At 69.6% G+C, this 22,476-nt stretch carries 23 protein-coding genes and 1 tRNA gene; 16 read left to right on the top strand and 8 right to left on the bottom strand.

Annotated elements, in window-relative coordinates; genetic code table 11:
* Positions 1 to 5: 5 nt before the first annotated feature.
* Together P409_RS02405 and P409_RS02400 are read right to left on the bottom strand one after the other, a co-directional pair.
* Positions 6 to 1,250: an extracellular solute-binding protein gene (locus P409_RS02405; protein ID WP_034831410.1), complete on the bottom strand. Its 1,245-nt coding sequence runs from the start codon at positions 1,248 to 1,250 to the stop codon at positions 6 to 8.
* A gap of 35 nt (positions 1,251 to 1,285) precedes the next feature.
* Positions 1,286 to 2,425, bottom strand: coding sequence for a mandelate racemase/muconate lactonizing enzyme family protein (locus tag P409_RS02400; protein WP_034831408.1), 1,140 nt, complete (start codon positions 2,423 to 2,425; stop codon positions 1,286 to 1,288).
* A gap of 96 nt (positions 2,426 to 2,521) precedes the next feature.
* Here P409_RS02400 and P409_RS02395 point away from each other — a divergent pair, with 96 nt between their 5' ends.
* The gene (locus P409_RS02395; RefSeq protein ID WP_052119931.1) at positions 2,522 to 3,229 is read left to right on the top strand and encodes a GntR family transcriptional regulator; all 708 of its coding nucleotides are present in this window, start codon (positions 2,522 to 2,524) and stop codon (positions 3,227 to 3,229) included.
* Positions 3,230 to 3,316: 87 nt separating this feature from the next.
* Here the strand turns inward: P409_RS02395 and P409_RS02390 are convergent, their stop codons facing one another.
* The 3 genes from P409_RS02390 to P409_RS02380 all read right to left on the bottom strand — a co-directional run bounded on the left by P409_RS02390 (position 3,317) and on the right by P409_RS02380 (position 6,142).
* Entirely contained in the window at positions 3,317 to 4,795 is a 1,479-nt protein-coding gene (locus tag P409_RS02390) for an MFS transporter (RefSeq protein ID WP_081991150.1), read from the bottom strand.
* A gap of 199 nt (positions 4,796 to 4,994) precedes the next feature.
* Positions 4,995 to 5,294, bottom strand: a complete 300-nt coding sequence (locus P409_RS02385) for an EthD family reductase (RefSeq protein WP_034831405.1) — start codon at positions 5,292 to 5,294, stop codon at positions 4,995 to 4,997.
* Positions 5,295 to 5,305: 11 nt separating this feature from the next.
* Complete coding sequence (locus P409_RS02380; protein WP_034831434.1) at positions 5,306 to 6,142, bottom strand: oxidoreductase; 837 nt, start codon at positions 6,140 to 6,142, stop codon at positions 5,306 to 5,308.
* Between the two features lie 148 nt (positions 6,143 to 6,290).
* Here P409_RS02380 and P409_RS02375 point away from each other — a divergent pair, with 148 nt between their 5' ends.
* Positions 6,291 to 7,151, top strand: coding sequence for a LysR family transcriptional regulator (locus P409_RS02375; RefSeq protein ID WP_034831403.1), 861 nt, complete (start codon positions 6,291 to 6,293; stop codon positions 7,149 to 7,151).
* A 145-nt stretch (positions 7,152 to 7,296) separates the two neighbouring features.
* Here the strand turns inward: P409_RS02375 and P409_RS02370 are convergent.
* Positions 7,297 to 7,371, bottom strand: a tRNA-Gly gene (locus P409_RS02370).
* Between the two features lie 167 nt (positions 7,372 to 7,538).
* On the opposite strand from P409_RS02370, the gene P409_RS02365 reads away from it, so the two are divergent.
* The 6 genes from P409_RS02365 to P409_RS02340 are packed head-to-tail and all read left to right on the top strand — an operon-like array spanning position 7,539 to position 11,683.
* A complete protein-coding gene (locus P409_RS02365; RefSeq protein WP_081991149.1) occupies positions 7,539 to 8,150 on the top strand; it encodes a prolyl-tRNA synthetase associated domain-containing protein in 612 nt (203 codons plus the stop codon).
* A gap of 60 nt (positions 8,151 to 8,210) precedes the next feature.
* Complete coding sequence (gene trxA, locus P409_RS02360) at positions 8,211 to 9,128, top strand: thioredoxin (protein ID WP_034831430.1); 918 nt, start codon at positions 8,211 to 8,213, stop codon at positions 9,126 to 9,128.
* Positions 9,125 to 9,784: an LON peptidase substrate-binding domain-containing protein gene (locus P409_RS02355; protein ID WP_034831401.1), complete on the top strand. Its 660-nt coding sequence runs from the start codon at positions 9,125 to 9,127 to the stop codon at positions 9,782 to 9,784. The genes trxA and P409_RS02355 overlap by 4 nt, the downstream gene beginning before the upstream one ends.
* A 25-nt stretch (positions 9,785 to 9,809) precedes the next feature.
* Positions 9,810 to 10,043 (top strand): Trm112 family protein, encoded by a 234-nt coding sequence (locus P409_RS02350; protein ID WP_034831399.1) that lies wholly within the window; start codon positions 9,810 to 9,812, stop codon positions 10,041 to 10,043.
* A gap of 13 nt (positions 10,044 to 10,056) precedes the next feature.
* Positions 10,057 to 10,434 carry a gamma-butyrobetaine hydroxylase family protein gene (locus P409_RS02345; RefSeq protein WP_034831397.1) on the top strand — a complete coding sequence of 126 codons (378 nt, stop codon included), beginning with the start codon at positions 10,057 to 10,059 and terminating at the stop codon, positions 10,432 to 10,434.
* The gene (locus P409_RS02340; protein WP_052119928.1) at positions 10,427 to 11,683 is read left to right on the top strand and encodes an adenylate/guanylate cyclase domain-containing protein; all 1,257 of its coding nucleotides are present in this window, start codon (positions 10,427 to 10,429) and stop codon (positions 11,681 to 11,683) included. The genes P409_RS02345 and P409_RS02340 overlap by 8 nt, the downstream gene beginning before the upstream one ends.
* Before the next feature lie 284 nt (positions 11,684 to 11,967).
* Here the strand turns inward: P409_RS02340 and P409_RS02335 are convergent, their stop codons facing one another.
* Both P409_RS02335 and P409_RS02330 read right to left on the bottom strand, forming a co-directional pair.
* Positions 11,968 to 12,768: a creatininase family protein gene (locus P409_RS02335; RefSeq protein WP_034831395.1), complete on the bottom strand. Its 801-nt coding sequence runs from the start codon at positions 12,766 to 12,768 to the stop codon at positions 11,968 to 11,970.
* A gap of 169 nt (positions 12,769 to 12,937) precedes the next feature.
* Positions 12,938 to 13,339: a RidA family protein gene (locus tag P409_RS02330; protein ID WP_034831393.1), complete on the bottom strand. Its 402-nt coding sequence runs from the start codon at positions 13,337 to 13,339 to the stop codon at positions 12,938 to 12,940.
* 271 nt (positions 13,340 to 13,610) lie between these two features.
* On the opposite strand from P409_RS02330, the gene P409_RS02325 reads away from it, so the two are divergent.
* The 8 genes from P409_RS02325 to P409_RS02290 form a co-directional block, all read left to right on the top strand.
* Positions 13,611 to 14,633 (top strand): ABC transporter substrate-binding protein, encoded by a 1,023-nt coding sequence (locus P409_RS02325; protein WP_034831392.1) that lies wholly within the window; start codon positions 13,611 to 13,613, stop codon positions 14,631 to 14,633.
* Positions 14,634 to 14,655: 22 nt separating this feature from the next.
* Entirely contained in the window at positions 14,656 to 15,456 is an 801-nt protein-coding gene (locus tag P409_RS02320; RefSeq protein ID WP_052119932.1) for an ABC transporter ATP-binding protein, read from the top strand.
* Entirely contained in the window at positions 15,453 to 16,319 is an 867-nt protein-coding gene (locus P409_RS02315; RefSeq protein WP_052119927.1) for an ABC transporter permease, read from the top strand. The genes P409_RS02320 and P409_RS02315 overlap by 4 nt, the downstream gene beginning before the upstream one ends.
* A 2-nt stretch (positions 16,320 to 16,321) precedes the next feature.
* Positions 16,322 to 17,647: a cytosine deaminase gene (locus P409_RS02310; protein ID WP_034831390.1), complete on the top strand. Its 1,326-nt coding sequence runs from the start codon at positions 16,322 to 16,324 to the stop codon at positions 17,645 to 17,647.
* Positions 17,644 to 19,050, top strand: a complete 1,407-nt coding sequence (locus P409_RS02305) for an FAD-binding oxidoreductase (RefSeq protein WP_034831388.1) — start codon at positions 17,644 to 17,646, stop codon at positions 19,048 to 19,050. Before P409_RS02310 ends, P409_RS02305 begins: the two co-directional genes overlap by 4 nt.
* 185 nt (positions 19,051 to 19,235) lie before the next feature.
* Positions 19,236 to 19,817: an NAD(P)H-dependent oxidoreductase gene (locus P409_RS02300; RefSeq protein ID WP_034831386.1), complete on the top strand. Its 582-nt coding sequence runs from the start codon at positions 19,236 to 19,238 to the stop codon at positions 19,815 to 19,817.
* 281 nt (positions 19,818 to 20,098) lie between these two features.
* Positions 20,099 to 22,201: a type VI secretion system Vgr family protein gene (locus P409_RS02295; RefSeq protein ID WP_052119926.1), complete on the top strand. Its 2,103-nt coding sequence runs from the start codon at positions 20,099 to 20,101 to the stop codon at positions 22,199 to 22,201.
* Positions 22,202 to 22,232: 31 nt separating this feature from the next.
* On the top strand, positions 22,233 to 22,476 hold a 244-nt coding region (locus tag P409_RS02290), incomplete at its 3' end, for a hypothetical protein (protein ID WP_152613208.1).

The following is a 22,476-nucleotide window of genomic DNA, read 5'->3' as shown; positions in this document are numbered from 1 at the left end:
CCCCGCTACTGCAGGGCCGCTTCGAGGCCGGCCATCATCGCGTCGACGCAGGCTTCCGGCGTGCTGCGGCCGACCAGCACCTTCTGGAATTCGGGCAGCACGACATTGTCGTCCCATCCCGCGGAGCCGATGAATCGGGGCGGCAGGCGGCCGAACTTGGTCGTCTCCACCGCGGCGCCGTAGAGCGGGTTGCCGGTGATGCGGCTGTCCGACGCCGTCTGCGGCGAGGCCGGGAAGTACCCCGTCTGCTCCAGGAACGCGATCGCCGCGTCGGGCTCGGCCCAGAAGGTCAGCCAGGCCCAGGCGGCATCGGCATTGGCGTCCGACATCAGGCCGTTGAACAGATAGGTCAGCCGCGCGATGTGCGCGCCGGGCCCGGCCGGGCGCGCCGCGGTCATGAACTGGCCCGGCTGCATCGCGCCGGAGATCTCCGCCAGCGATCCGGTGTGGTGCCAGACCATCGCGGTCTGGCCGGTCTTGAACGCCTCCATGATCTGCCGATAGCTGTCGTTGGGCGCGCTGGGCGGGCAGGCCTTGTGCCGCGTGAACAGCTCCGACAGGAAGGTGACGGCCTCGACGGCCTTGGCCTTGTCCATCGCCGGCTTGCCGTCGACGACGATCGGCGAGCCGAAGCTCTCGATCATGTCGACCACGTACTGGTAGCCGCCGGCCCCGCCGCGCAGGCCGAAGCCGTAGCGCCCCTTGGCCGGGTCGGTGAGCTTGATCGCGGCCTCCTGGAACTCGGCCAGGGTCTTCGGCGGGCCGCTGATGCCGGCCTCGTCGAACCAGTCCTTCCGGTAATACATCCAGTCGACGAAGGTGAAGGCCGGGATGCCGTAGATCTTGCCGCCGACGCTGGCCCCGGCCCACCGGTCCTCCGGGAAGGCCGCCGCCTTGTCCCAGCCCTTGATCCGGTCGGTGATGTCGACCAGCCCGCCCATCCCGACCATGTCGTTGACCCGCTCGGCGATCACCATCGCCGTGTCGGGCTTCGATCCCGAGACCACCGCGGCGGTGATCTTCGACATGTATTCCGGGTTCGGGATGTTCTCCTGGGTCAGCGCGATACCCGGATAGCGCTGCCGGAACAGCGCCATCACCGCCTCCAGCCCCTTGAACTCGCTCTCGCTGGTCAGGTGGTGCCAGTAGTTGATGCGGCCCTCCGCCGCCGCCCGGGCGAAGCGCGGCGCGAGCGCCAGGACCGGGGCGGCCGCGGCCGTCCGCAGCAAGGTGCGCCGATCGACGAGCATGACATGCCCTCCCTGCTTTGTGTTCTTGGACCTGGTCAGGACGGGAGCCGGATCGGCGTCGACGCCGGGGCCGGCGGCAGATCCTCCGGCCGCAGCACCTCCGGCGCCGCTCCGGCCCGGGCCCGGGCCGACAGCACGAGGCCATGGCCCGGCCGGTCCGGCGCGATCGCATAGCCGTCGCGCATGACGACCGGCTCCTCGACCAGATGGTTGGTGTTCTGGAACGAGTATTCCAGCCAGTCGGCCTCGGGCAGCGCGGCGGCCAGGTGGACCCCGATCTCCAGCGACGTGTTGCCGAGCGTCACGGGGACGCCGTGCTCCGCCGCCAGCCAGCCCGCCTTCAGCACGTCGCCGATATGGCCGTGGACGTTGAGGAGGTCGGCGCCGCGGCCCTCCAGCAGACGGCGCTTGCCGCGCAGGTCGAGATATTCGCCGGAATTGACCAGGACATGCGGCGCGGCCAGGCGGATCTCCCGCAGGCCCTCGACGTCGTCGCGCAGGCAGGGGTCCTCGACCCAGAGGATGTCGAACCCGGCGCGCCGGAACTGGTCGAGCCGCCGGATCGCCTCCTTCGGCGACCAGGCCTCGTTGGCGTCGATCATGATCGGCCCGTGGCCCTGCGCGATCTCGGCCACCAGCGCCAGTCGCCGCAGGTCCCATTCGATGTCGGGATGGCCGACCTTGATCTTGAAGCCGCGATAGCCCTGGTCCCGCGCCTGGCGGAACAGGGACGCGTAGTCGCCGTCGCTCAGATGGAAGTCGAGGCCGCTGGCATAGACCCGCACCTTGGGATCGCTGCCGCCGAGATACCGGTAGAGCGGCAGGCCGGCCTCCTGCGCCGCGAGATCCCACAGCGCCTGGGCCACCGCCTCCTCGAAGGCGAGCGAGGTGCGGCGGCTGTTGCCGCCGCGGGGCCGGGTGACGCGGTGGATCAGCCCCGCCGGCGCCTGTCCCGCCAGGCCGGGCCACGCCTCCTCGGCGAAGACCCGCTCGATCTCCGCCAGCGCCGGCAGCGGATGGAACAGGCTGTGGAAGAAGCCCGTGCCGGTGCGCCCGTCATCGGCGTGCAGCTCGACCACGCCGATATGCGCCTGGGCGATGCGGACCTGGCTGTCCCCGATCACCCGGTCGCGGGCGAACTGGAAGCGGGTCAGGGTGAAATCGGTCAGCCGCATGCCGGGCTCCTCCGCACGCCGCCTTTGATGGCGGCTATTGATATATCAACTTAGATATCAGATATTTCTTTGAACGACAATTGAATCATCAGGCAAATGAGCAGCACGCTGAAACGGTCATCCGACGAGCGCCCTTCGGCGCCTCCCGCCGAAGGCGCGCCGAATCTCAGCCGCATTGCCTATGAGCGGTTCAAGGAGGCCTTGTTCGACCGAAGGCTGCAGCCCGGCGCCTTCATGTCGCAGGCGGAGCTGGTCGAGATCGTCGGCTCGCCCCTGGGCCCGCTGCGGGAGGCGCTGCAGGTGCTGCAGGCCGAGGGGCTGGTGACGATCCGGCCCCGTGCGGGCATCGAGATCGCCAAGCCGGACCTGCCGCTCGTCCGCAACTCGTATCAGCTGCGCCTCTTCCTCGAGACGCCCGCCATCCGGCACTTCGCCGAGGCGGCGCCGCGCGACCGGATCGAAACCATGATCGCGCAGCATCGCGAGGTCGTCGGCTGGGTCGACGGGACCGATCTCGACCGCGACCTGGCGCGCCGGATCGAGGAGGTCGATCTCGGCCTGCATCTCGGCGCGATCGACGCGCTCGACAATCCGCTCCTGCGCAAGGCGTTCCTGCAGACGCAGGACTACATCCGCCTGATCCGCCTCGACCATCACTACGCCTACTCGGCGGCGAAGGTGCGGCGGACGATGGCGGAGCATCTGGAGATCCTGGACGCCTGCCGGGCCAGGGACCCGGATGCCGCCGAGGCGGCGCTCAGGACCCACCTGACGCAATCGATCCAGCGGGCGATGGGCCTTTAGGCCGGCAGGTCCGCGATCTTGCATACCCTGGTCCGAGCCGTCGGAGGCCAGGCTGAGGATGGTCAGCCGTTCCTATGCGAGCGCGCGTCACGTCAGCCCGCTCGGACTTGGCGCGCCAATGCACTCGGGTTGCACGCTGTCGAGACGGCGTCGACCACATGACCATTCCGCATCTTCTTTTCTCGGGAGCGGGGCGGGCCGCCGGGCCAGGGTGATGCTCAGACCCGCGCCGACGGCGAGGCAGGCGGCGATGCAGAGGATGGCGACGATGAAGGCCTGGCTGATCACCGCCGGATCGGTGCGCGCGCCGAGGACGGTGTAGAAGATCCCGCCGATCACCGCGACGCTGAGCGCGGTGCCGACCTGCAGGGTCGAGCTGGCGATGCCGGCGATCATGCCGGACAAGGCCGGCGCGACGCGGCCCGTCACCATGCGCATCAAGGTCGGCAGAGCGAGCCCTTGTCCGAACCCGATGACGAACAGGATGGCGGCAAGCGGCACGGGCGCGGAGGGCATGCCGGCCGGCGCCGCCGCGATGGCCTGGGCCAGGCCGACGAACCCGACGGCCTCCAGCCCCATGCCGACCGGATTGACATAGGCGCCGAGGATGCGCCTGCAGGCGGGAGTGGCCAGCGGCCCCAGCAGGAATCCCGCACCGAACGGCAGGAAGACCAGCCCGGCGCCCAGCGCGGTCGCGTGCAGCGCGTCCTGCAGATAGACCGAGAACAGCAGGAAGAACGGCGCGATCGCATAGAACAGCAGCGCGATCAGCAGCGCGCGGCCCAGCCCCGGCGCCCGCACGGCCGCCGGATCGACCAGGGGCGTGCCGCCCGCATGGGCCAGCCGGGTCTCATAACGCCAGAACAGCCATGCCAGCACCGGCGCCGCGATGAGCGACAGCCAGGACCATGGCGGCCAGCCCGCCTCGCGCCCCTCGATCAGCGGCACGATCAGCGCGCCCAGCGTCATCACCGACAACGCCGTGCCGCCGAGGTCCAGCCTGCGCGCGTCCTGCGCCCGCGTTTCCTTCAGCAGGGGAATGCCGAACAGCACGACCAGGGTCGCCACCGGCAGGTTGACGAGGAAGATCGCCCGCCACCCCATGCCCCAGAGATCGGCCGAAATCAGGATGCCCCCCAGCGCCTGGCCGACCACGGAGGCCAGGCCGAAGACCGCGCCGTAGAGGCTGAGCGCGAGCGGCTTTTCGGTTTCAGGGAAGATCGCCTGCACAGAGGCGAGCGCCTGCGGCGCCATCACGGCCGCCGTCACGCCCTGCAAGGCGCGCCCGGCGATCAGCGCCCATGGCGACCAGGCGAGGCCGCACAGCATCGATGCCGCGGCGAAGCCGATCAGCCCGAGAAAGAACACGCGGCCGCGACCATAGAGATCGCCGAGGCGCCCGCCGGTGATCAGTGTCACCGCATAGAGCGCGGCATAGGAAGAAATGACGAGCTGCTCGGCAGAGGACGAGGCGCCCAGCTCCCCCCGGATCGAGGGCAGCGCGACATTGACGATGAAGAAATCGAGCGGCGGCAGGAACGCGCCGGCCAGCAGGATCGCGAACATGGCCCAGCGGCGCGGGTCGGGCGGGGCGGCATCATCCCGGGGCCGGGCGGGCGGCAACGCTGTTGCCTGAGGTTTTGACGTGCTCACGGATGCTTCCGTTCTCGATGGTGGGCTGAGGCCATCGAACCCAGGCTGATCAAGCCGGTATCCGATGCCTCAGCCGGTCACTGACATCACTTGGCTGCCGCGTTGCTGCCGCTCAGAGGGGCATCGCCAGGCTGCGCTGCGGCTTGACGGCCGTGACGAGATCCACATCGGCCATCACCCGCGCCGTCTCCGGCGAGGCCAGGGCCGTCCTCATGGCCGCCTCGTCCCGGAAGACGCAGGTCGCGACGGCGATCAGGCCGCCGCCGCCTCCCTGCGGAAAGAAGCCCGCGAGGCGTTCGAGCCCGTAGGGTCTCCAGCATTCGCGCACGAGCGGGAAGTGGACGTTGATCCAGTGCTCGCGGTCGAACGGCGTATCGGCATCTCCGGCATAGGTCACGTACATGGTGATCATGGCGGGCTTCCTCAGCTCCGGGCGTCGAAATCGGTGGCGATGGAGATGTCGCGCCAGGCGGCGATATCGGCGCGGAATCTCTCCAGCTTCCGCTCCGCGATCGCGTGCGCGACCGGCCCGAGCGGGAGGTGCAGCGGCGGATGCTCGGCATCGACGGCCTGCAGCATCACGGCGACGGCCTTGGCGGGATCGCCCACCTGCCTGCCGTTGTTGGTCTGGCGATACCGCCGCCTCGCATGCGCCGTGTCGGCGTAGGCGGCAATCTCTCGCGCCGCGGCGACGATCGAGCGGCCGAGAAACTCGGTGCGGAAGGGGCCGGGCTCGACGATGACGACGTTCAGTCCCAGGGGTCGGAGCTCCTCCGCGAGCGCCTCCGACAAGCCTTCCACCGCGAACTTGGTCGCGTTGTAGATTCCATTGCCCGCGGAACCGGCGATGCCGGCGCCGGAGGACAGGTTGACGATGCAGGCTCCCGCGCGCTTGCGGAGCGCCGGCAGTGCGGCCCGCGTCGTCTCGATCAGGCCGAACACGTTCGCCTCGAACACCGGCCGGTATTCGCCGGGTTCCCCCTCCTCGATCGCCCCGATGAAGCCGAACCCGGCATTGTTCACCAGGACGTCGAGGCCGCCGAAGGCGCTTTCGGCCAGCGCGACGGCCTCCGCGGCGGCGCCGGGCCGCGTCACGTCGAGCGCTGTGCCGCGCACCGTCTCGGGGTAACGGTCGCACAACGCCTGCACGGCATCGACCGAACGCGCGGTGGCGACGAGCTGGTCGCCACGCCCGGCGACCGCCTCGGCAAGCTGCTTCCCCAGTCCGGACGAGCATCCGGTAATCAGCCAGGTTTTCACCAAATCCTCCTGCGATGCGCTGGACGAGGGTCGCTGCACGAGCGGCTCGTCCGCACCAGGTGGATTTAGGCGATCAGATCTGTACGATAACTGACAATGTCGTACGGTCACCGTTCAGTTTTGTGGGCCAGCAGTGTGGAATGGCGCGATGGAGTGGAGTGACGTCCGGATCTTCCTGGCCATCGCCCGTGCCGGCACGCTGGGCGGCGCCGCCCGCGCGCTTCACCTGAGCCACCCGACGGTCGGGCGCCGTCTCCGGGCTCTCGAACAGGCGACCGGCCATACGCTGTTCCAGCGAACGGCCGACGGCTTCATTCCGACCGAGGAGGGCAACGCCGTCATCGCCATGGCGGAGCAGATGGAGGAAGGCGCCCTGGCCATGGAACGGCGGCTCGCCGGGCAGGAGCAGAACCTTCAGGGCACCTTGCGCATATCCTCTGCCGACTGGTTCGGCGCCTACGTCCTGCCGCCGGTCATCGCCGATTACGCGAAGGCCTATCCCCATGTCGATGTCGAGATCCTGACGGGCACCCGCCTGTTCAGCCTCGCCCAGCGGGAGGCCGACATCGCCTTCCGGATCGTCCCGTTCAACACGCCCGATGTCGTGCAGCGGCGGCTGATCCGGCTGGCCTATGGCGCCTATGTCGCGGCGGACTCCCCCGAGCCGGCCTATGGCGACGGGGCCGGCTTCCGGCTCATCACCCACGACACATCGACGGGCCAGTTCCCGGACATCGCCTGGCTCGAGGAGAGCTTCCCGAATGCCAGGCCCGTCCTGCGTTCGAACAACCGGAATGTGCAGGGGCGCATGTGCAGACTAGGCGTCGGCATCGCCGTTCTGCCGCAGGTGGTCGGCAATCAGATGCCGGGCCTGCGCCGACTCAACCTGCCGGCGGAGCCACCCGGCCGGGATATCTGGATGGGCTATCATCGCGACATGAGGCGTCTTCAGCGCCTGCGAGCCTTCATCACCACGGTGACCGACCACATCGCGGAGGCGCAGACCTGACGCGGAACGCTGGAGACCGCTAACCTTGGCCCCGCTCACGCCGCAACATGCGTCCAGTTGCTTCCCCGATTGGACAAGCGGGGCAGGGAAAGCAGAAAACATCCCGAAAGATGCCTGCTAAGTCTCTGATTTTCCTGGGAGAAACTGGAGCGGGCGAAGGGATTCGAACCCTCGACCCCAACCTTGGCAAGGTTGTGCTCTACCCCTGAGCTACGCCCGCTCTGGCGTCGTCGGCACCGCAGCGCCGTCGAGGTGGCGGGTTATATCCGATGCCGCGGGATTTGCAAGCACCTAAATGCGGAAATTTTCAGGGATGCTCCCGACGGAGGCACGGGGCCGTCGGGGGCGGGCTTGGAAGCGCCGCCGCGGGCTCGTATAACACCCGGCATGACCGCGCCCGACAGCACCGCCCCCGAATCGTCCGGCTCCTCCGCCACCCGGCCCCGCGCCACCCCCGCCGACCTGTTCGCCCGGCTGCGCTCGCTCGGCGTCGCGGTGACGACGCATGAGCACGAGGCCGTGTTCACGGTCGAGGAATCGCGCCACCTGCGCGGCCTGCTGCCCGGCTGGCACTCCAAGAACCTGTTCCTGCGCAACAAGAAGGGCCAGGAATGGCTCGTCGTCTGCGAGGAGGAGCGCCGTATCGACCTGAAGGCGCTGGGCGAGCTGCTGGGCGCCGGCCGGCTGTCCTTCGGATCGCCCGACCGGCTGATGGAGGCGCTGGGCGTCACCCCCGGCTCGGTCACGCCCTTCAGCATCATCAATGACGACGCCCGGCGGGTGACCATTGTGCTCGATTCCGACATGATGCGGCACGGCACGCTGCACTTCCACCCGCTGGTCAACACCATGACCACGGCGATCGAGCCCGCCGGCCTGCTGGGCTTCATTGCGAGCTGCGGCCACGAACCCCATATCGTCGATCTCGACCCCGCTACCCTGCCGGCGGAGCCGGCGACCCTTACACCACCGGCGGAGGATGCGCCGGCCGGCGGCTGACGCCGCCGCTTGCCGCCGCCGGGCTTCGGCACAGATCAATACCAGACCTGGGACAACGCCATGGATGCCCTTCTGAATTCCGCTTCCGGCGGCGCCGCACCGCTGATCAAGGACAGCAGCACCGCCGGCTTCCGCGCCGACGTGATCGACGCCTCGATGGAGGTGCCGGTCATCGTCGACTTCTGGGCCACCTGGTGCGGCCCCTGCAAGACGCTGGGCCCGATCCTGGAGAAGCAGGTCCAGGCCGCGGGCGGCAAGGTCCGGCTGGTCAAGGTCGACATCGACCAGAACCAGGCCCTGGCGGCGCAGCTGCGCATCCAGTCGGTGCCAACGGTCTATGCCTTCTACCAGGGGCGCCCGGTCGACGGCTTCATGGGCGCGGTGCCGGAAAGCCAGGTCAAGAGCTTCATCGACAAGCTGGTGCAGCTGGCCGGGCATGACGACCACGACCATGTCGATCAGCTGCTGGCCGAGGCCAAGAGCGTGCTGGACAGCGGCAATGTCGAGGAGGCGGCCGGCATCTACCAGCATGTCCTGGCGCATGCGCCGGACAGCGCCGCCGCCGCGGCAGGCCTGGCCCGCTGCCTGATCGCGCTGGGCGAGACCGAGCAGGCCAAGCAGTTCCTGGACAGCCTGACGCCCGAGATGGCGCGCCATGCGGACGTGCTGGCGGCGAAGAGCGCGCTGGAGCTGGCCGAGGAGAGCGCCGCCGCCATCGCCGGCCTGGCCGGGCTGCGCCAGCGCCTGGCGGCCAATGCCGACGATCACGAGGCGCGCTACGAGCTGTCGACCGCGCTCTACGGCGCCGGCCAGCGCGAGGAGGCGATGGACGAGCTGCTGGAGCTGTTCCGCCGTGACCGCGAGTGGAACGAGCAGGCGGCGCGCAAGCAGCTGGTCAAGCTGTTCGAGGCGCTGGGCCCGACCGACCCGCTGACCCTGTCCGGCCGGCGCCGGTTGTCCTCGCTCCTGTTTTCATGAGCCGGCGGCCGCGCGCCCCAGCTTTCCAGGACCTCGGCACCGACCTGCCGGTCTTCCCCCTGCCCGGGGTCCTGCTGCTGCCGCGCGGCCTCCTGCCCCTCAACATCTTCGAGCCGCGCTACCTCGCCATGGTCGAGGACGCGCTGGCCGGCGACCGGATGATCGGCATGATCCAGCCGCGCCCCGGAAACTGGGGCGCCGCCCCGCCGCCGCTCTACGCCGTCGGTTGCGCCGGCCGGATCACCAGCTTCGACGAGACCGATGACGGCCGCTATCTGATCACCCTGACCGGGCTGTGCCGGTTCCGGGTCGAGGCGGAGCTGGAGGAGCGGCGCGGCTATCGCCGGGTGCGGCCGGGCTGGGCCGGTTTCGCCGCCGACATGGCCGAGCCGACCGCGGCGGAGATCGACCGCGCCGGGCTGAACCAGGCCCTGACCGACTATTTCCGCATCGCCGGGCTGTCCGCCGACTGGGAGGCGATCGGCCAGACCCCGGATGAGCGGCTGGTCACGTCGCTGGCGATGATCTGCCCGTTCGAGCCGCAGGAGAAGCAGGCGCTGCTGGAGGCGAAGGATCTCTGCGAGCGCACCCGAGTCATGCTATCGATCATCCGGATGGCGATCCATGGCGGCCATGCCGGCCGCGTGCGCCACTGACGGCCCCTGTTCCCGGACCCGTACCATGACCGATACCCCCGATTCCGCCGGCGCCCCGGCCCCCAGCAGCCCCACGGCGGTGGATCCGCGCCTGCTGGAGATGCTGGTCTGCCCGCTGACCAAGTCGCCGCTGCGCTATGACGCGAAAGCGCAGGAGCTGATCTCGGACCAGGCGCGGCTGGCCTATCCGATCCGCGACGGCATCCCGATCATGCTGATCGACGAAGCCCGGCCGCTCGACCCCGACGCGCGGCGCTGACACGATGAGCAGCATGGGCAGCCCGCCCCTGACCGGCAGCGCCGCCCGGCCGATCGAGATCCGGCTGAAGCGGGCCGAGCGCGTGCTGGAGCTGCGCTTCGACGACGGTCTGCACGTCACCCTGTCGGCCGAGCTGCTGCGGGTCGAGAGCCCGTCGGCCGAGGTGCAGGGCCACGGCCCGTCGCAGAAGACCATCGTCGGCGGCAAGCGCAATGTCGCCATCACGGCGGTCGAGCCGGTTGGCCACTATGCCGTGCGGCTGGTGTTCGACGACGGCCATGACACCGGCCTCTATTCCTGGACCTACCTCCACGAGCTCGCCGCCCGGCAGGACGAGCTGTGGCGCGCCTATCTCGCCGCGCTGGAGGCGCGCGGCCTGTCGCGTGGGTGACCTGCCCGCCGCGACCACCGCCGCCCTGGCCCGCTTGCGGCGCTGGCTGGGCAACCAGGCGCTGATGGCCGGGCCGGTGCAGGACGTCGCCTGCGGCTTCGCCGACGGTCTGCTCGACGCCGGCATCCCGCTGTGGCGGGCCTATCTCTCGGCCACCACCCTGCATCCGGAGATGGAGGCGTTCGGCCTGATCTGGACCCGCGACGGCGACCGGGAGAGCGAGGCGTACGGCCACGGCTCCTGGGGCAGGATCGCGAGCCCCAGCCCGATCTACGAGGCGGTGCTGGCGGCGCGGGAGACCGCCCGCGATCCCGCCGCCGCCCGGGCCGAGGACATCGTGCCGCTGACCCGCTACCGGCTGGAACGGGGCGAGGGGGTGGACCGCTTCCCGGTCCTGGCCGAGTTCCGCGACGCCGGCGCCACCGACTATCTCTGCTTCATCATTCCCTTCGGCTTCGACGGCACGCTGCACCCGCTGCGCACCGGAGCCTCGGTGACGCTGGCGACCGACCGGCCCGGCGGCTTCGGCGAGGCGGAGGTGCGGGCGCTGGACGACCTGATGCCGGTGTTCGGGGCCGCCATCCGCGCCGGCATCGATCTGGCCGCCTTCCGCACCGTGCTGACCACCTATCTCGGCCGCGACGTCGGCCGGCGGGTGCTGGACGGCGAGATCCGCCGCGGCTCGGTCGAGACCATCTCGGCCGCGATCCTGGTCGGCGACCTGCGCGGCTTCACCGCCCTGGCCGACGCCATGCCGCGCGACCAGCTCGTGGCCATGCTGGACGACTATCTCGACGCGCTGGCGACGCCGATCGAGGCCCGCGGCGGGCAGGTGCTGAAATTCATGGGCGACGGCCTGCTGGCCACCTTCGCCTTCGCCGAGGACGACCCGGCCGCGACTTGCGGCCTGGCCCTGGCGGCCGCGGCCGAGGCGCTGGAGCGGATCGCCGCGATCAACCTGCGCCGCACCGCCGAGGGGGCGCCGGTGATGACGCTGGACGTGGCGCTGCATGTCGGCGACGTGCTGTACGGCAATGTCGGGTCGGGCCAGCGGCTGGACTTCACCATCATCGGCCCGGCGGTGAACGAGGCCGCCCGGCTGGAGCATCTGTGCAGCGTGCTGAACGTGCCGATGGTGGTCAGCCACCGCTTCGTCGAAGCCCTGGCGGCGCCGGAGCGCTTCCGCTGCCTGGGCCTGCAGACGTTGCGCGGGGTGAGGGCGCCGGTCGAGGTGTTCACGCCTGCTTAGGTCCTTTCGTCACCGAACCGGCCCATCCTTTTATCCTCCCCCTCCCCTCGCGGGCTACGGCATTCACACATCGCCTCTTTTGAGTCCCCCCTCCCCTCGCGGGAGGGGGGTAGGGGGAGGGGGTTCTATCGGCTTGACCCGACCCGGACCGTCGCAAGCCGACGCGGACGGCGAGTTTGGTGCTCTGCCCATTCGCGCGGACGCGCGCAGCCCCCTCCCCTGCCCCCCTCCCGCAAGGGGAGGGGGAGAGTGGAAGTGCGGGCCGGTTCCTGCGTTCGATACGCCTACCCTTCCACCCACAGCCGCTCCAGATCAAACCCGTGCACGTCGCGGCACAAAGCGACAAAGGCGGCGGCCTGGTGGTCGACCACCTGCCGGCCCTTCTCGGCCGTGGCGTTGGCGGCGTTGCCGACCGCGCCGCCGGGGTTCAGGTCCTGCGCCATCCAGCCGAACTGCGACACGCCATGCGCCCGCAGATGCGCGAACTCCTCGATGAACCGCAGCTGGGTCGAGCGGAAATCCGCAGCCAGGTCCATCTTCACCAGGTCCGGGCGCAGATGCAGCATCACCGAGGTCTCCATGTCGCCGCCATGGATGCCGTAGGCCGCCTCCTCCGCCGGGAACAGCCCGTCCGGGTTGCCGAAGCGCGACCAGGCCGAATGCACCGTCAGCATGCCGTGCCGCACGCGCAGCTCGCGCGCCACGACGTCGAGGATCGGCACGTTGCCGCCATGCGAGTTGATCAGGATCAGCTTGCGCACACCCGCGCGGCGCACGCTCTCGCCGATCTCGATCAGGAGCTGCGTCAGCGTCTCCCAGGACAGGGTCAGGGTGCCGGGCGAGGCGATGTGCTCGTTCGACTTGCCCACCGCCTGGGTCGGCAGGAAGGTGACCGGCAGCTCCTGCGGCAGCAGCTCCAGCACCCGCCGCACCATGCCCTCGGCGATGCAGGTGTCGGTGTAGACCGGCAGATGCGGCCCGTGCTGCTCGATGGCGCAGACCGGCTGCACCGCGATCCAGCCCTCCGAGCCCCCATTCCGGAAGTCGAGCGTGGTCATCTCGTGCCAGTAACGCTTCGGCAGCATCAGCAGGATCCTTTCAGGCGGCGGAGCATCGGGTCATGGAGACGGCCCATCTCCTTTGCCGTCATTGCCGGACTTGACCCGGCAATCCAGGGGCCATGGAGAGCCGGTCTTGGTGGCCCCTGGATCCTCGGGTCAAGCCCGAGGATGACACGTATGGAAGGCATTCCCCCTATCCCGCTGCCTCTGCCGGTCCAGCCGCGATCACTTCCACCTCGACCAGGAACTCCGGCCGGGAGAAGCCGGAGACAATCATCAGGGTCGAAGCCGGGGGAGGGTCGGCGACGACGCGGTCGCGCACCTTCATGTAGCCCTTGAGATGTTCCTGCGCGGTGACGAAGGCGTTGATGCGGATGACATGCGACAGGTCCATCCCGGCCGCCGCCAGGATCGCCCGGATGTTGTCGAAGCACAGCTCGGCCTGGCCCTCGACCGTGTCCGGCACCGCGTCGTCCGGGTCGATGCCGAGTTGGCCGGAGCAGACCACCAGGCGGTGGCCCGCCGGCACCTCGACGGCATGGCTGTAGCGGGCGAAGGGCGGCCGGATTCCGGCGGGGGTGATGGGACGCGACATCAGGATTCGTCTCCCGCGAAAGGCAGCAAACGGTAGGGCCGGCGACGGGCCTGCGCAAGGTTGCCGCATGCCGGAAAACTGGACTAGGCTGCCCAGTTGTTGGGCACCGGAAGGACGGGCGTCGGCCGCGGCGCGCCGCCATCCGGGCGCCCGATATCCCGCGGATCGCCGGCCGGCCGCGGCGTCCCCCACACCGGGGACGGATGGCATGGCCGTTGCATCCTGTCGTCCTTGGCGCCGCGGCAAAGAAACGACACAGGGGATCGGCTTCATGCAGCTTTTCGGACGGGCCCTCGCTCTCGCCTTCGGCCTGGCGGCGGGGCTGGCCGCGGGCGCGGCCCCGGCGGCGGACAAGGTCAGCTTCGGCACCAACTGGCTGGCCCAGGCGGAGCATGGCGGCTACTACCAGGCGCTGGCGGACGGCACCTACGCCAAATACGGGCTGGACGTCACCATCGTCATGGGCGGGCCGCAGGCGGCCAACCGGGCGCGGCTGGTGGCCGGCCAGATCGACTTCTTCATGGGCGGCACGCTGGACGCCTTCGATTCGGTCAAGGAAGGGGTGCCGGTGATCAATGTCGCCGCCATCTTCCAGAAGGACCCGCAGGTGCTGATGGCCCATCCCGACCAGGGGATCGAGACCATCGCCGACCTGGCGAAGCTGGATACGCTGTTCCTGTCCGGCGAGGGCTACGACACCTATTACCGCTGGCTGAAATCGGCCTATCCCGGCTTCCGGGACGAGCAGTACAAGCCCTACACCTTCAACCCGGCCCCCTTCATCGCCGACCCGAAATCCGGCCAGCAGGGCTATCTGACCTCCGAGCCGCGGGACATCGAGGAGCAGGCCGGCTGGAAGCCGAAGGTCTTCCTGCTCGCCGACAACGGCTACGGCGCCTATTCCACCACCATCGCCGCGCAGCAGGCGATGATCGACCAGAACCCCGACCTGGTGCAGCGCTTCGTCGATGCCTCGATCATCGGCTGGTACAACTATCTCTTCGGCGATCCGTCCGCGGCCAACGCGCTGATCAAGAAGGACAATCCGGAGATGACCGACGCCCAGCTGGCCTATGGGCGGGAGCAGCTGAAGGCCGCGCATATCGTCATCGCCGGCGAGGCCGAGGCCCAGGGCATCGGCTGCATGACCGCCGCGCGGTACCAGGGCTTCTACGACAGCATGGTCAAGGCCGGGGTGCTCGAGGCCGGGCTGGATGTGAGCAAGGCCTTCACCACCCGCTTCGTGTGCAAGGGGATCGGCCTGGACCTCTACAAGAAGCTGGCTGGCGGCTGAGGTGGATTCGGCCGAGGTGACCATGCCCGGGGACGGCACCGCCGCGGACGGCCGGGTGCTGGTGTCGCTGGACGGGGTGTCGAAGCGCTTCGCCAGCGGCACCCTGGCCCTGTCCGCCATGTCGCTCGACATCCGCGAGGGCGAGTTCGTCAGCCTGCTCGGCCCGTCCGGCTGCGGCAAGTCGACGGCGCTGCGGCTGATCGCCGGGCTCGGCGCCCCCTCGGCCGGCGCCATCCGCTGGCCGAACGGCAACCGCGGCGCGACCGAGGGCGAGGTCGGCTTCGTGTTCCAGGAGCCGACGCTGATGCCCTGGGCCACCGTGTTCAAGAATGTCTGGCTGCCGCTGCGGCTGAAGGGCCTGTCCCGCGCCGCCGCGCGCGACCGGGTGATGGAGGCGCTGGCGATGGTCGGGCTCGACCGCTTCGCCGACGCCTATCCGCGCGAGCTGTCGGGCGGCATGAAGATGCGGGTGTCGATCGCCCGCGCCCTGGTCACCCGGCCGAAGCTGCTGCTGATGGACGAGCCCTTCGCCGCCCTGGACGAGATCACCCGGATCAAGCTGAACGACGACCTGCTGCGGCTGTGGCAGGGGCAGAACTGGACCATCGTCTTCGTCACCCATTCGGTGTTCGAATCCGTCTACCTATCCTCGCGCATCGTGGTGATGGCGGCGCGGCCGGGCCGGGTGATCGAGCAGGTGGCGGTCGACGCCCCCTACCCGCGCGGCAACGAGTACCGGATGTCCACGCCCTACAATGAGCGCTGCCGCACCGTGTCGGACGCGCTGATGCGGGCGATCATGGTGGCGGCGGAGCAGCGATGACCCAGATCGAGATCCAGGCCGGCGCGGCCGAGGACGAGGCCGCCATCGCCGAGGCCCGGCGGGCCGACCCGGGCCGCATTCGGGCGCTGGCGGCGCGGATCGCGGTGCCGGTGGTCGCCTTCGGCGCCTTCGTGGTGCTGTGGCAATGGTACGTCACCGCCTACCAGGTGCCGCGCTACATCCTGCCGGCGCCGACCGAGGTGGCGGCGACGATGGTCGGCGACTGGCCGATCCTGTCCTCGGCCCTCGCCGTGACGCTGACCATCACCTTCGCCGCCCTGGCCGCGGCGCTGGTGGGCGGCGTGGCGCTGGCCATCCTGTTCATCCAGTCGCGCTGGCTGGAGCTGGCCTTCTACCCCTATGCCGTGGTGCTGCAGGTGACGCCGATCGTGGCGATCGCGCCGCTGATCATCATCTACGCGCCGTCGACCGAATCGGTGCTGCTGATCTGCGCCTTCATCGTCGCCTTCTTCCCGATCCTGTCGAACATGACCCAGGGGCTGAAGAGCACCGACCACAACCTGCTGAACCTGTTCGAGCTGTACGGCGCGTCGCGCTGGCAGTCGCTGCTGCATCTGCGCATCCCGGCGGCGCTGCCCTATTTCGCCACCGGGCTGCGCATCGGCGGCGGGCTGGCGCTGATCGGGTCGGTGGTGGCGGAGTTCGCGGCCGGGTCGGCCGGGGCCCAGTCCGGCCTGGCCTTCCGCATCCTCGAGGCCGGGCGGCGGCTGAACGTGCCGCGGCTGTTCGCGGCGCTGATCCTGATCACCCTGACCGGCCTGGCGATCTTCGCCCTGACCAGCCTGGTGTCGCATCTGCTGCTGCGGCGCTGGCATGAAAGCGCCATCCGGCGGGAGAACTGAGCATGGCCGGATTCGCTGCGCTGCCGGACGCCCGGCGCTACCGCCTGACCAACGCCACCGTGCCGGCCTGCCTGGCCGAGGGCCTGGCGCCGGACCGCGAGGGCTTGGCCCGCGTGGACCTGACGATCGACGGTGCCACCCTGGCCGCGATCCGCCCGGCCGGCGGCCCGGATCCGGAGAACCTGCCGGCGCTGGACCTCGACCGCGGCATGGCGTGGCCGGCCTTCATCGAGGCGCACACCCATCTCGACAAGGGCCATATCTGGCCGCGCTCGCCGAACCCGGACGGCAGCTTCGACGGCGCGCTGTCCACCGTGCGGGACGACAAGGCGGCGCACTGGTCGGCTGAGGACGTGCGGGCGCGGTTGGCGTTCAGCCTGCGCTGCGCCTACGCCCACGGCACCCGGCTGATCCGCACCCATATCGACAGCGACCCGAAGCAGTACCCGATCTCCTGGCCGGTCTTCGCCGCGCTGCGCGAGGAATGGGCCGGCCGCGTCGAACTGCAGGGCGCCGCCCTGGTCGCCATCGATTGGCTGCTGGACGATGCGTATTTCGCCGGTCTCGGCCGCACGGTGCGCGCCCATGGCGGCATCCTCGGCGCCGTCACCTACCCGGTGGCGGGGCTGGAGGCCGGGATCGACCGGCTGTTCCGCCACGCCATCGAGCACGGACTCGACCTCGACTTCCATGCCGACGAGACCGGCGACGCGGCGGTGCGGACCCTGGCGCTGATCGCCGAGGCCGTGATCCGCCACCGCTTCCGCGGCCGGGTGCTGGTCGGCCATTGCTGCTCCCTGGCCCGGCAGCCGGACGACGTGATCGACCGCACGCTGGACCTGGTGGCCGAGGCTGGGCTGGCCGTGGTGTCGCTGCCGATGTGCAACCTGTATCTGCAAGACCGCCGCGCCGGGGCCACGCCGCGCTGGCGCGGGGTGACGCTGCTGCATGAGATGAAGGCGCGCGGCATCCCGGTCATGGTGTCCTCGGACAACACCCGCGACCCGTTCTACGCCTATGGCGATCTCGACCCGCTCGAGGTCTATGCCCAGGCCACCCGCATCCTGCATCTCGACCACCCGGTCGGCGACTGGCCGCGGGCGGTGACCGCCACCCCGGCCGAGGTGCTGGGCCGGCCCGATCTCGGCCGCCTGGAAGCGGGCGGCGGCGCCGACCTGGTGCTGCTGCGCGCCCGGACATGGACCGAGCTGCTGTCCCGTCCCCAGGCCGACCGGATCGTGGTCCGGAACGGCCGGGCGATCGACACCACCCTGCCGGATTACCGTGAGCTGGACGCGCTGCTGGCGCCCGAAGGAGCGAACGCATGACCGATCTGTCGGCGCTGAAGCGCGACCTGGAGGGGCTGCGGGTCACCGAGGACCCGGTGCTGGTGAAGCAGAAGAGCCAGGATTTCTACTGGTATTCGCCGGTGCTGAAGCGGCAGCTGGAGCATGTCACCGGCGACATCGTCGTCTCCCCGACCTCGGAGGCCGAGGTGGTGCAGGCGCTGAAGGCCGCCTATGCCCATGGCGTGCCGGTGACGCCGCGGGGCGCCGGCACCGGAAATTACGGCCAGGCCATGCCGCTGTCGGGCGGCATGGTGCTGAACCTCGCGCGGATGAACAAGGTCACCGCCATCCGCCCGGGCGCGGTGGCGGCCGAGGCCGGCGCGGTGCTGGCCCAGATGGACATGCAGACCCGGGCCAGGGTCGGGCAGGAGATGCGGCTGTTCCCGTCGACCTACCGGATGGCGACGATCGGCGGCTTCCTGGCCGGCGGCTCCGGCGGCGTCGGGTCGATCCGCTGGGGCGGCCTGCGCAACCTCGGCAACGTCATGCGGGTGCGGCTGGTGACGATGGAGGCGGAGCCGCGCATCCTCGACCTCGCCGGCGAGGACCTCTTGAAGGCGCTGCACGCCTACGGCACCAACGGCATCATCACCGAGGTCGAGATCCCGCTGACCGCGGCGCCGGAGTGGGTCGACGTCATCGTCGGCTTCGACGACTGGATGGACGCGGTCCGCTTCTGCGAGGAGATCGGCCGCGCCGACGGGCTGCTGCTGAAGGAGATCGCGCCGGTCGCCGCCCCGGTGCCGCACGACTATTTCCAGAAGCACCAGAAGTTCATCCGCCGCGACCAGTCGGTGGCGCTGCTGATGGTGGCCGATTTCGCCATGGGCGGCTTCGAGGCCTTCATGAAGCGGTCGAAGGGCGAGGTGCTGTTCCGCGCCGACACTGCTACCGACGAGGAGAAGCGCGGCCTGCCGCCGCTCTACGAGCTGACCTGGAACCACACCACGCTGCGCGCGATCAAGATCGACCCGACCATCACCTATCTGCAGGTGCTCTACCCCTTCCCCGACCATCTGCGGCTGGTGGAGGAGATGACGAAGATCTTCGGCGACGAGGTGCCCGGCCATCTCGAGGTGATCCGCTTCGACGGCAACGTCACCTGCTCCGGCCTGCCGATCGTGCGCTTCACCACGGAGGAGCGGCTGGACGAGATCATCCGCATCCATGAGGATCATGGCTGCCTGATCTTCAACCCGCACCGCTACACGCTGGAGGAGGGCGGGATGAAGCGCACCGACGCGGTGCAGCTGGAGTTCAAGCGCGAGACCGACCCGCGCGGCCTGTTGAACCCCGGCAAGATGATCGGCTGGGACGACCCGGATTACGACCTGAACTCCGGCCGCATCTACCTGTTCCCGGGGCTGCAGGCGACGGGGTGAGGGTCGGGCTGGTGTCGTCCCCCTCACCCTGCCATTCGCTAACGCGAATGGGCCCCTCCCTCTCCCCGAGGAGAGGGAAGCAGACGCAGCGCCCGTTCACCTCTCCCCCGGGGAGAGGTCGAAATCGCGCAGCGATTTCGGGTGAGGGGGCGGCTCCGGCCTTTCCGCCCGGCGGGACCTGACCGATGCGCGTCCTGGTGCTGTTCGCGCATCCGGTCGAGACCAGCTTCCACGCCGCGCTGCATCGGGCGATGGTCGACGCGCTGCGCCGGGCCGGGCATGAGGTCGACGACTGCGACCTCTATGCCGAGGGCTTCGACCCGATCCTGACCCGGGAGGAGCGGCTGCGGTACCACGACCTGTCGGTCAATCGCCGGCCGGTCGAGGCCCATGTCGACCGGCTGCTGCGGGCCGAGGCGCTGGTGATCATGGCGCCGGTGTGGAATTTCGGCTTCCCGGCGATCCTGAAGGGCTGGTTCGACCGGGTGATGCTGCCCGGCGTGTCCTTCGTCATGCGCGACGGCCGGGCCTATCCGAACCTGCAGCACATCCGGTCTCTGACCGCAGTCGTCTCCTATGGCGGCACGCGCTGGGCGTCGCTGCTGATGGGCGACCCGCCGCGCAAGCTGGTGCGGCGCTGGCTGCGCGGCCTGATCCGCCCCTGGGCGCCGGTGCGCTACCTCGCCCTCTACGGCATGAACCGCGCCACCGACGCCGACCGCGACCGCTTCCTGGCCCGGGTGGTCGAGGCGGCCGGCCGCCTCTAGCCCCCACCGCCGCATCTCCGCCCGGCAGCAGCCCGCGATCGGCGGCGACAGCATCCATGCCCATTGGATCAGTACAATCCGGATGACCTCGATATTCCAAATTCCCGCCTTTCGAAGGACACCTTAATAACACAATGCCATATCCATCCACGTAGATAGATAAGTTGCAGTATTATCGAGATGTATTTTCTTACGAATCAGTATCTGGAATCTGTCGTCCCAATTTGCTAGGGTCGCCGCTCGCAAGGAATCCCATTCCGTGTCCGACATGGAAGTGCGCGATGACGCTTGACGACTACGCCGAGACCTTGACCCAGGCCGGCCGCCTCCTGGCGATCGAGACACCGCTCGGCCCCGATGTCTTCCTGCTCGAGGAGATGACCGGCAGCGAGGAGGTCTGCTCCCTGTTTTCGTTCCGGCTCCGCGTCCGCTCGAAACGGCAGGACGTGGCGCCGTCGGAGCTGGTCGGCCTGCCGGTCTCCTGGACGCTGGAGCTGCCCGGCGGCGCCCGCCGGGAGTGGTCGGGCGTGGTCGGCGCGCTCGAGGCCGGCCCGACCCTCGGCGACGGGATGCGCGCCTATGTCGTCACCGCCCATCCCTGGCTCTGGCTGTTCGGGCACACCTCCGACTGCCGCATCTTCCAGCACAAGACGACGCAGCAGATCCTCGAGACCATCTTCGACGAGGCGGGCATCCACGATGCCGACTTCTCGGGCGTGGTCGGCCCGAAGACGCCGCGGGAATACTGCGTCCAGTACAACGAGACCGATCTGCGCTTCATCTTCCGGCTGCTGGAGGAGGAAGGCTGGGCCTGGTGGTTCCGGCACGAGCCGGGCCAGGAGGGGGAAGCGGGGCGGCATGTGCTGGTCGTCGCGGACGGGGCCCATGCCTGGACGCCGGGCGAGGAGCCGTCCATCCGCTACGGCACCAGCGATGCGGACCTGAACGACATCACGGCGTGGTCCCGTCGCTACAGCTTCCTGCCCGGACGGCTGGTGGAGGCCGACTGGAACTTCGAGACGCCGCGGGCGCCGCAGATGCAGGACCAGCCGTCGGTGGCGCCGATCGGCTCGAACAAGCCCTTCGAGATGTATCACTGGGGCGGCCGCTTCACCGACCGCGACCGCGCCGACGCCGTCACCAAGCGCCGGATCGAGGCGCATGAGGCCCAGTTCGAGACGGTCCAGGCCGAGAGCTGCAACCGGCGCATCCAGCCGGGGCAGAGATTCGCCCTGCAGGCTCATCCGGCGGCGGCCGAGAACGCGGACTACGCCGTCGTCTCGGTGTGGCACATGGCGCAGGACCCGACCTACAGCAACAGCCGCGACGAGCCGCCCCGCTATGCCAACCGCTTCGTCGCGATCCCGGCGGCCGTGCGCTACACGCCCGAGCAGCGGACCCCGCAGCCGCGGATCGACGGCGTGCAGACGGCCATCGTGGTCGGCCCGGCGGGGGAGGAGATCCACACCGACCAGTACGGCCGGATCAAGGTCCGCTTCCCGTGGGACCGTTATGCCAGGGGGGATGAGCGGGATTCCTGCTGGCTGCGGGTCAGCCAGCCCTGGGGCGGCCGCAACTGGGGCGCGCAGACCATTCCCCGCATCGGCATGGAGGTGCTGGTCGCCTATGTCGAAGGGGACCCGGACAAGCCGATGGTCGTCGGCGTGGTGCCGAACAGCGAGATGATGCCGCCCTTGTCCCTGCCGGGGGACAAGACCCGGACCTCGCTGAAGACCTCGTCGAGCCCGGGCGGTTCCGGCTTCAACGAGCTGAGCTTCGAGGACAAGGCGGGCGCCGAGGAGGTGTTCCTGCACGCCCAGAAGGACGCCAGCGAGATGGTCAACAACAACAAGCTGCTGACCATCGGCAACGCCTATACGGCCGCCGCCCAGACGCTGCACATGACCACGGTGCAGGCATCGCAGTCGACGATGACGCCGGCCGACATCGTGCTGCAGCATCTGGGCAGCATGATCCGGATGGATGCCACCGGCATCACCATCTCCTTCGGCAGCGGCCATGCGATCCAGCTGAGCGATGCCGGCGTCCAGATCCGGTCGACCGCCAAGGTGGAGGCCGTGCAGGGCGATACGGCCAACTTCGTCTCGCTCACCGATGACGGGGTCTACACCAAGGGCGTGACCGTCACCCAGGACGCGGCCGGCGAGGGCGCCCACCAGATCCACATGAGCAAAGAGGGCATCGGAATCCACTCCAAGACCCTCGTCTGTGCGTGGCAGGCCGACGACAACTCCGTCCAGATCGATCACGAGGGCGTCGTCACCAGCGGCCGAACCCACATCAAGAAGCTGGCAGCCGGTTCGAGCCTGGAGATGAACGGCGAGGGCATTTCGCAAAAAGGCCCCCTGATCCGGCTGAACTGACCGGCCCGCAGCGCAAGGGAGGACCACCCAGATGGTGTTTGCCGGGACTCGAATCACCGCCCCCGCCATGGCGGCAGCCCAGGGCATGAAGGACGTCGCGCTCCACCAGGCCACCAACAAGACGGTCCGGCCGCTGACCGAGCAGATGGCCGGGCCTGTGCCGACCGTGGGCAAGGATCCGGCGGGCCGGGCCGCCGCTTCCCTGCCCGCCGCCGGGCTGAGCGAGCTGGCGGGCGGCATGCTGCCGTCGCTTCCCGACATGGTCCCCTTTCCGA

It is taken from the genome of Inquilinus limosus MP06 (assembly GCF_000767795.1).
GTDB lineage: Bacteria > Pseudomonadota > Alphaproteobacteria > DSM-16000 > Inquilinaceae > Inquilinus > Inquilinus limosus_E.
This window is presented reverse-complemented; position numbering and strand designations above follow the sequence as displayed.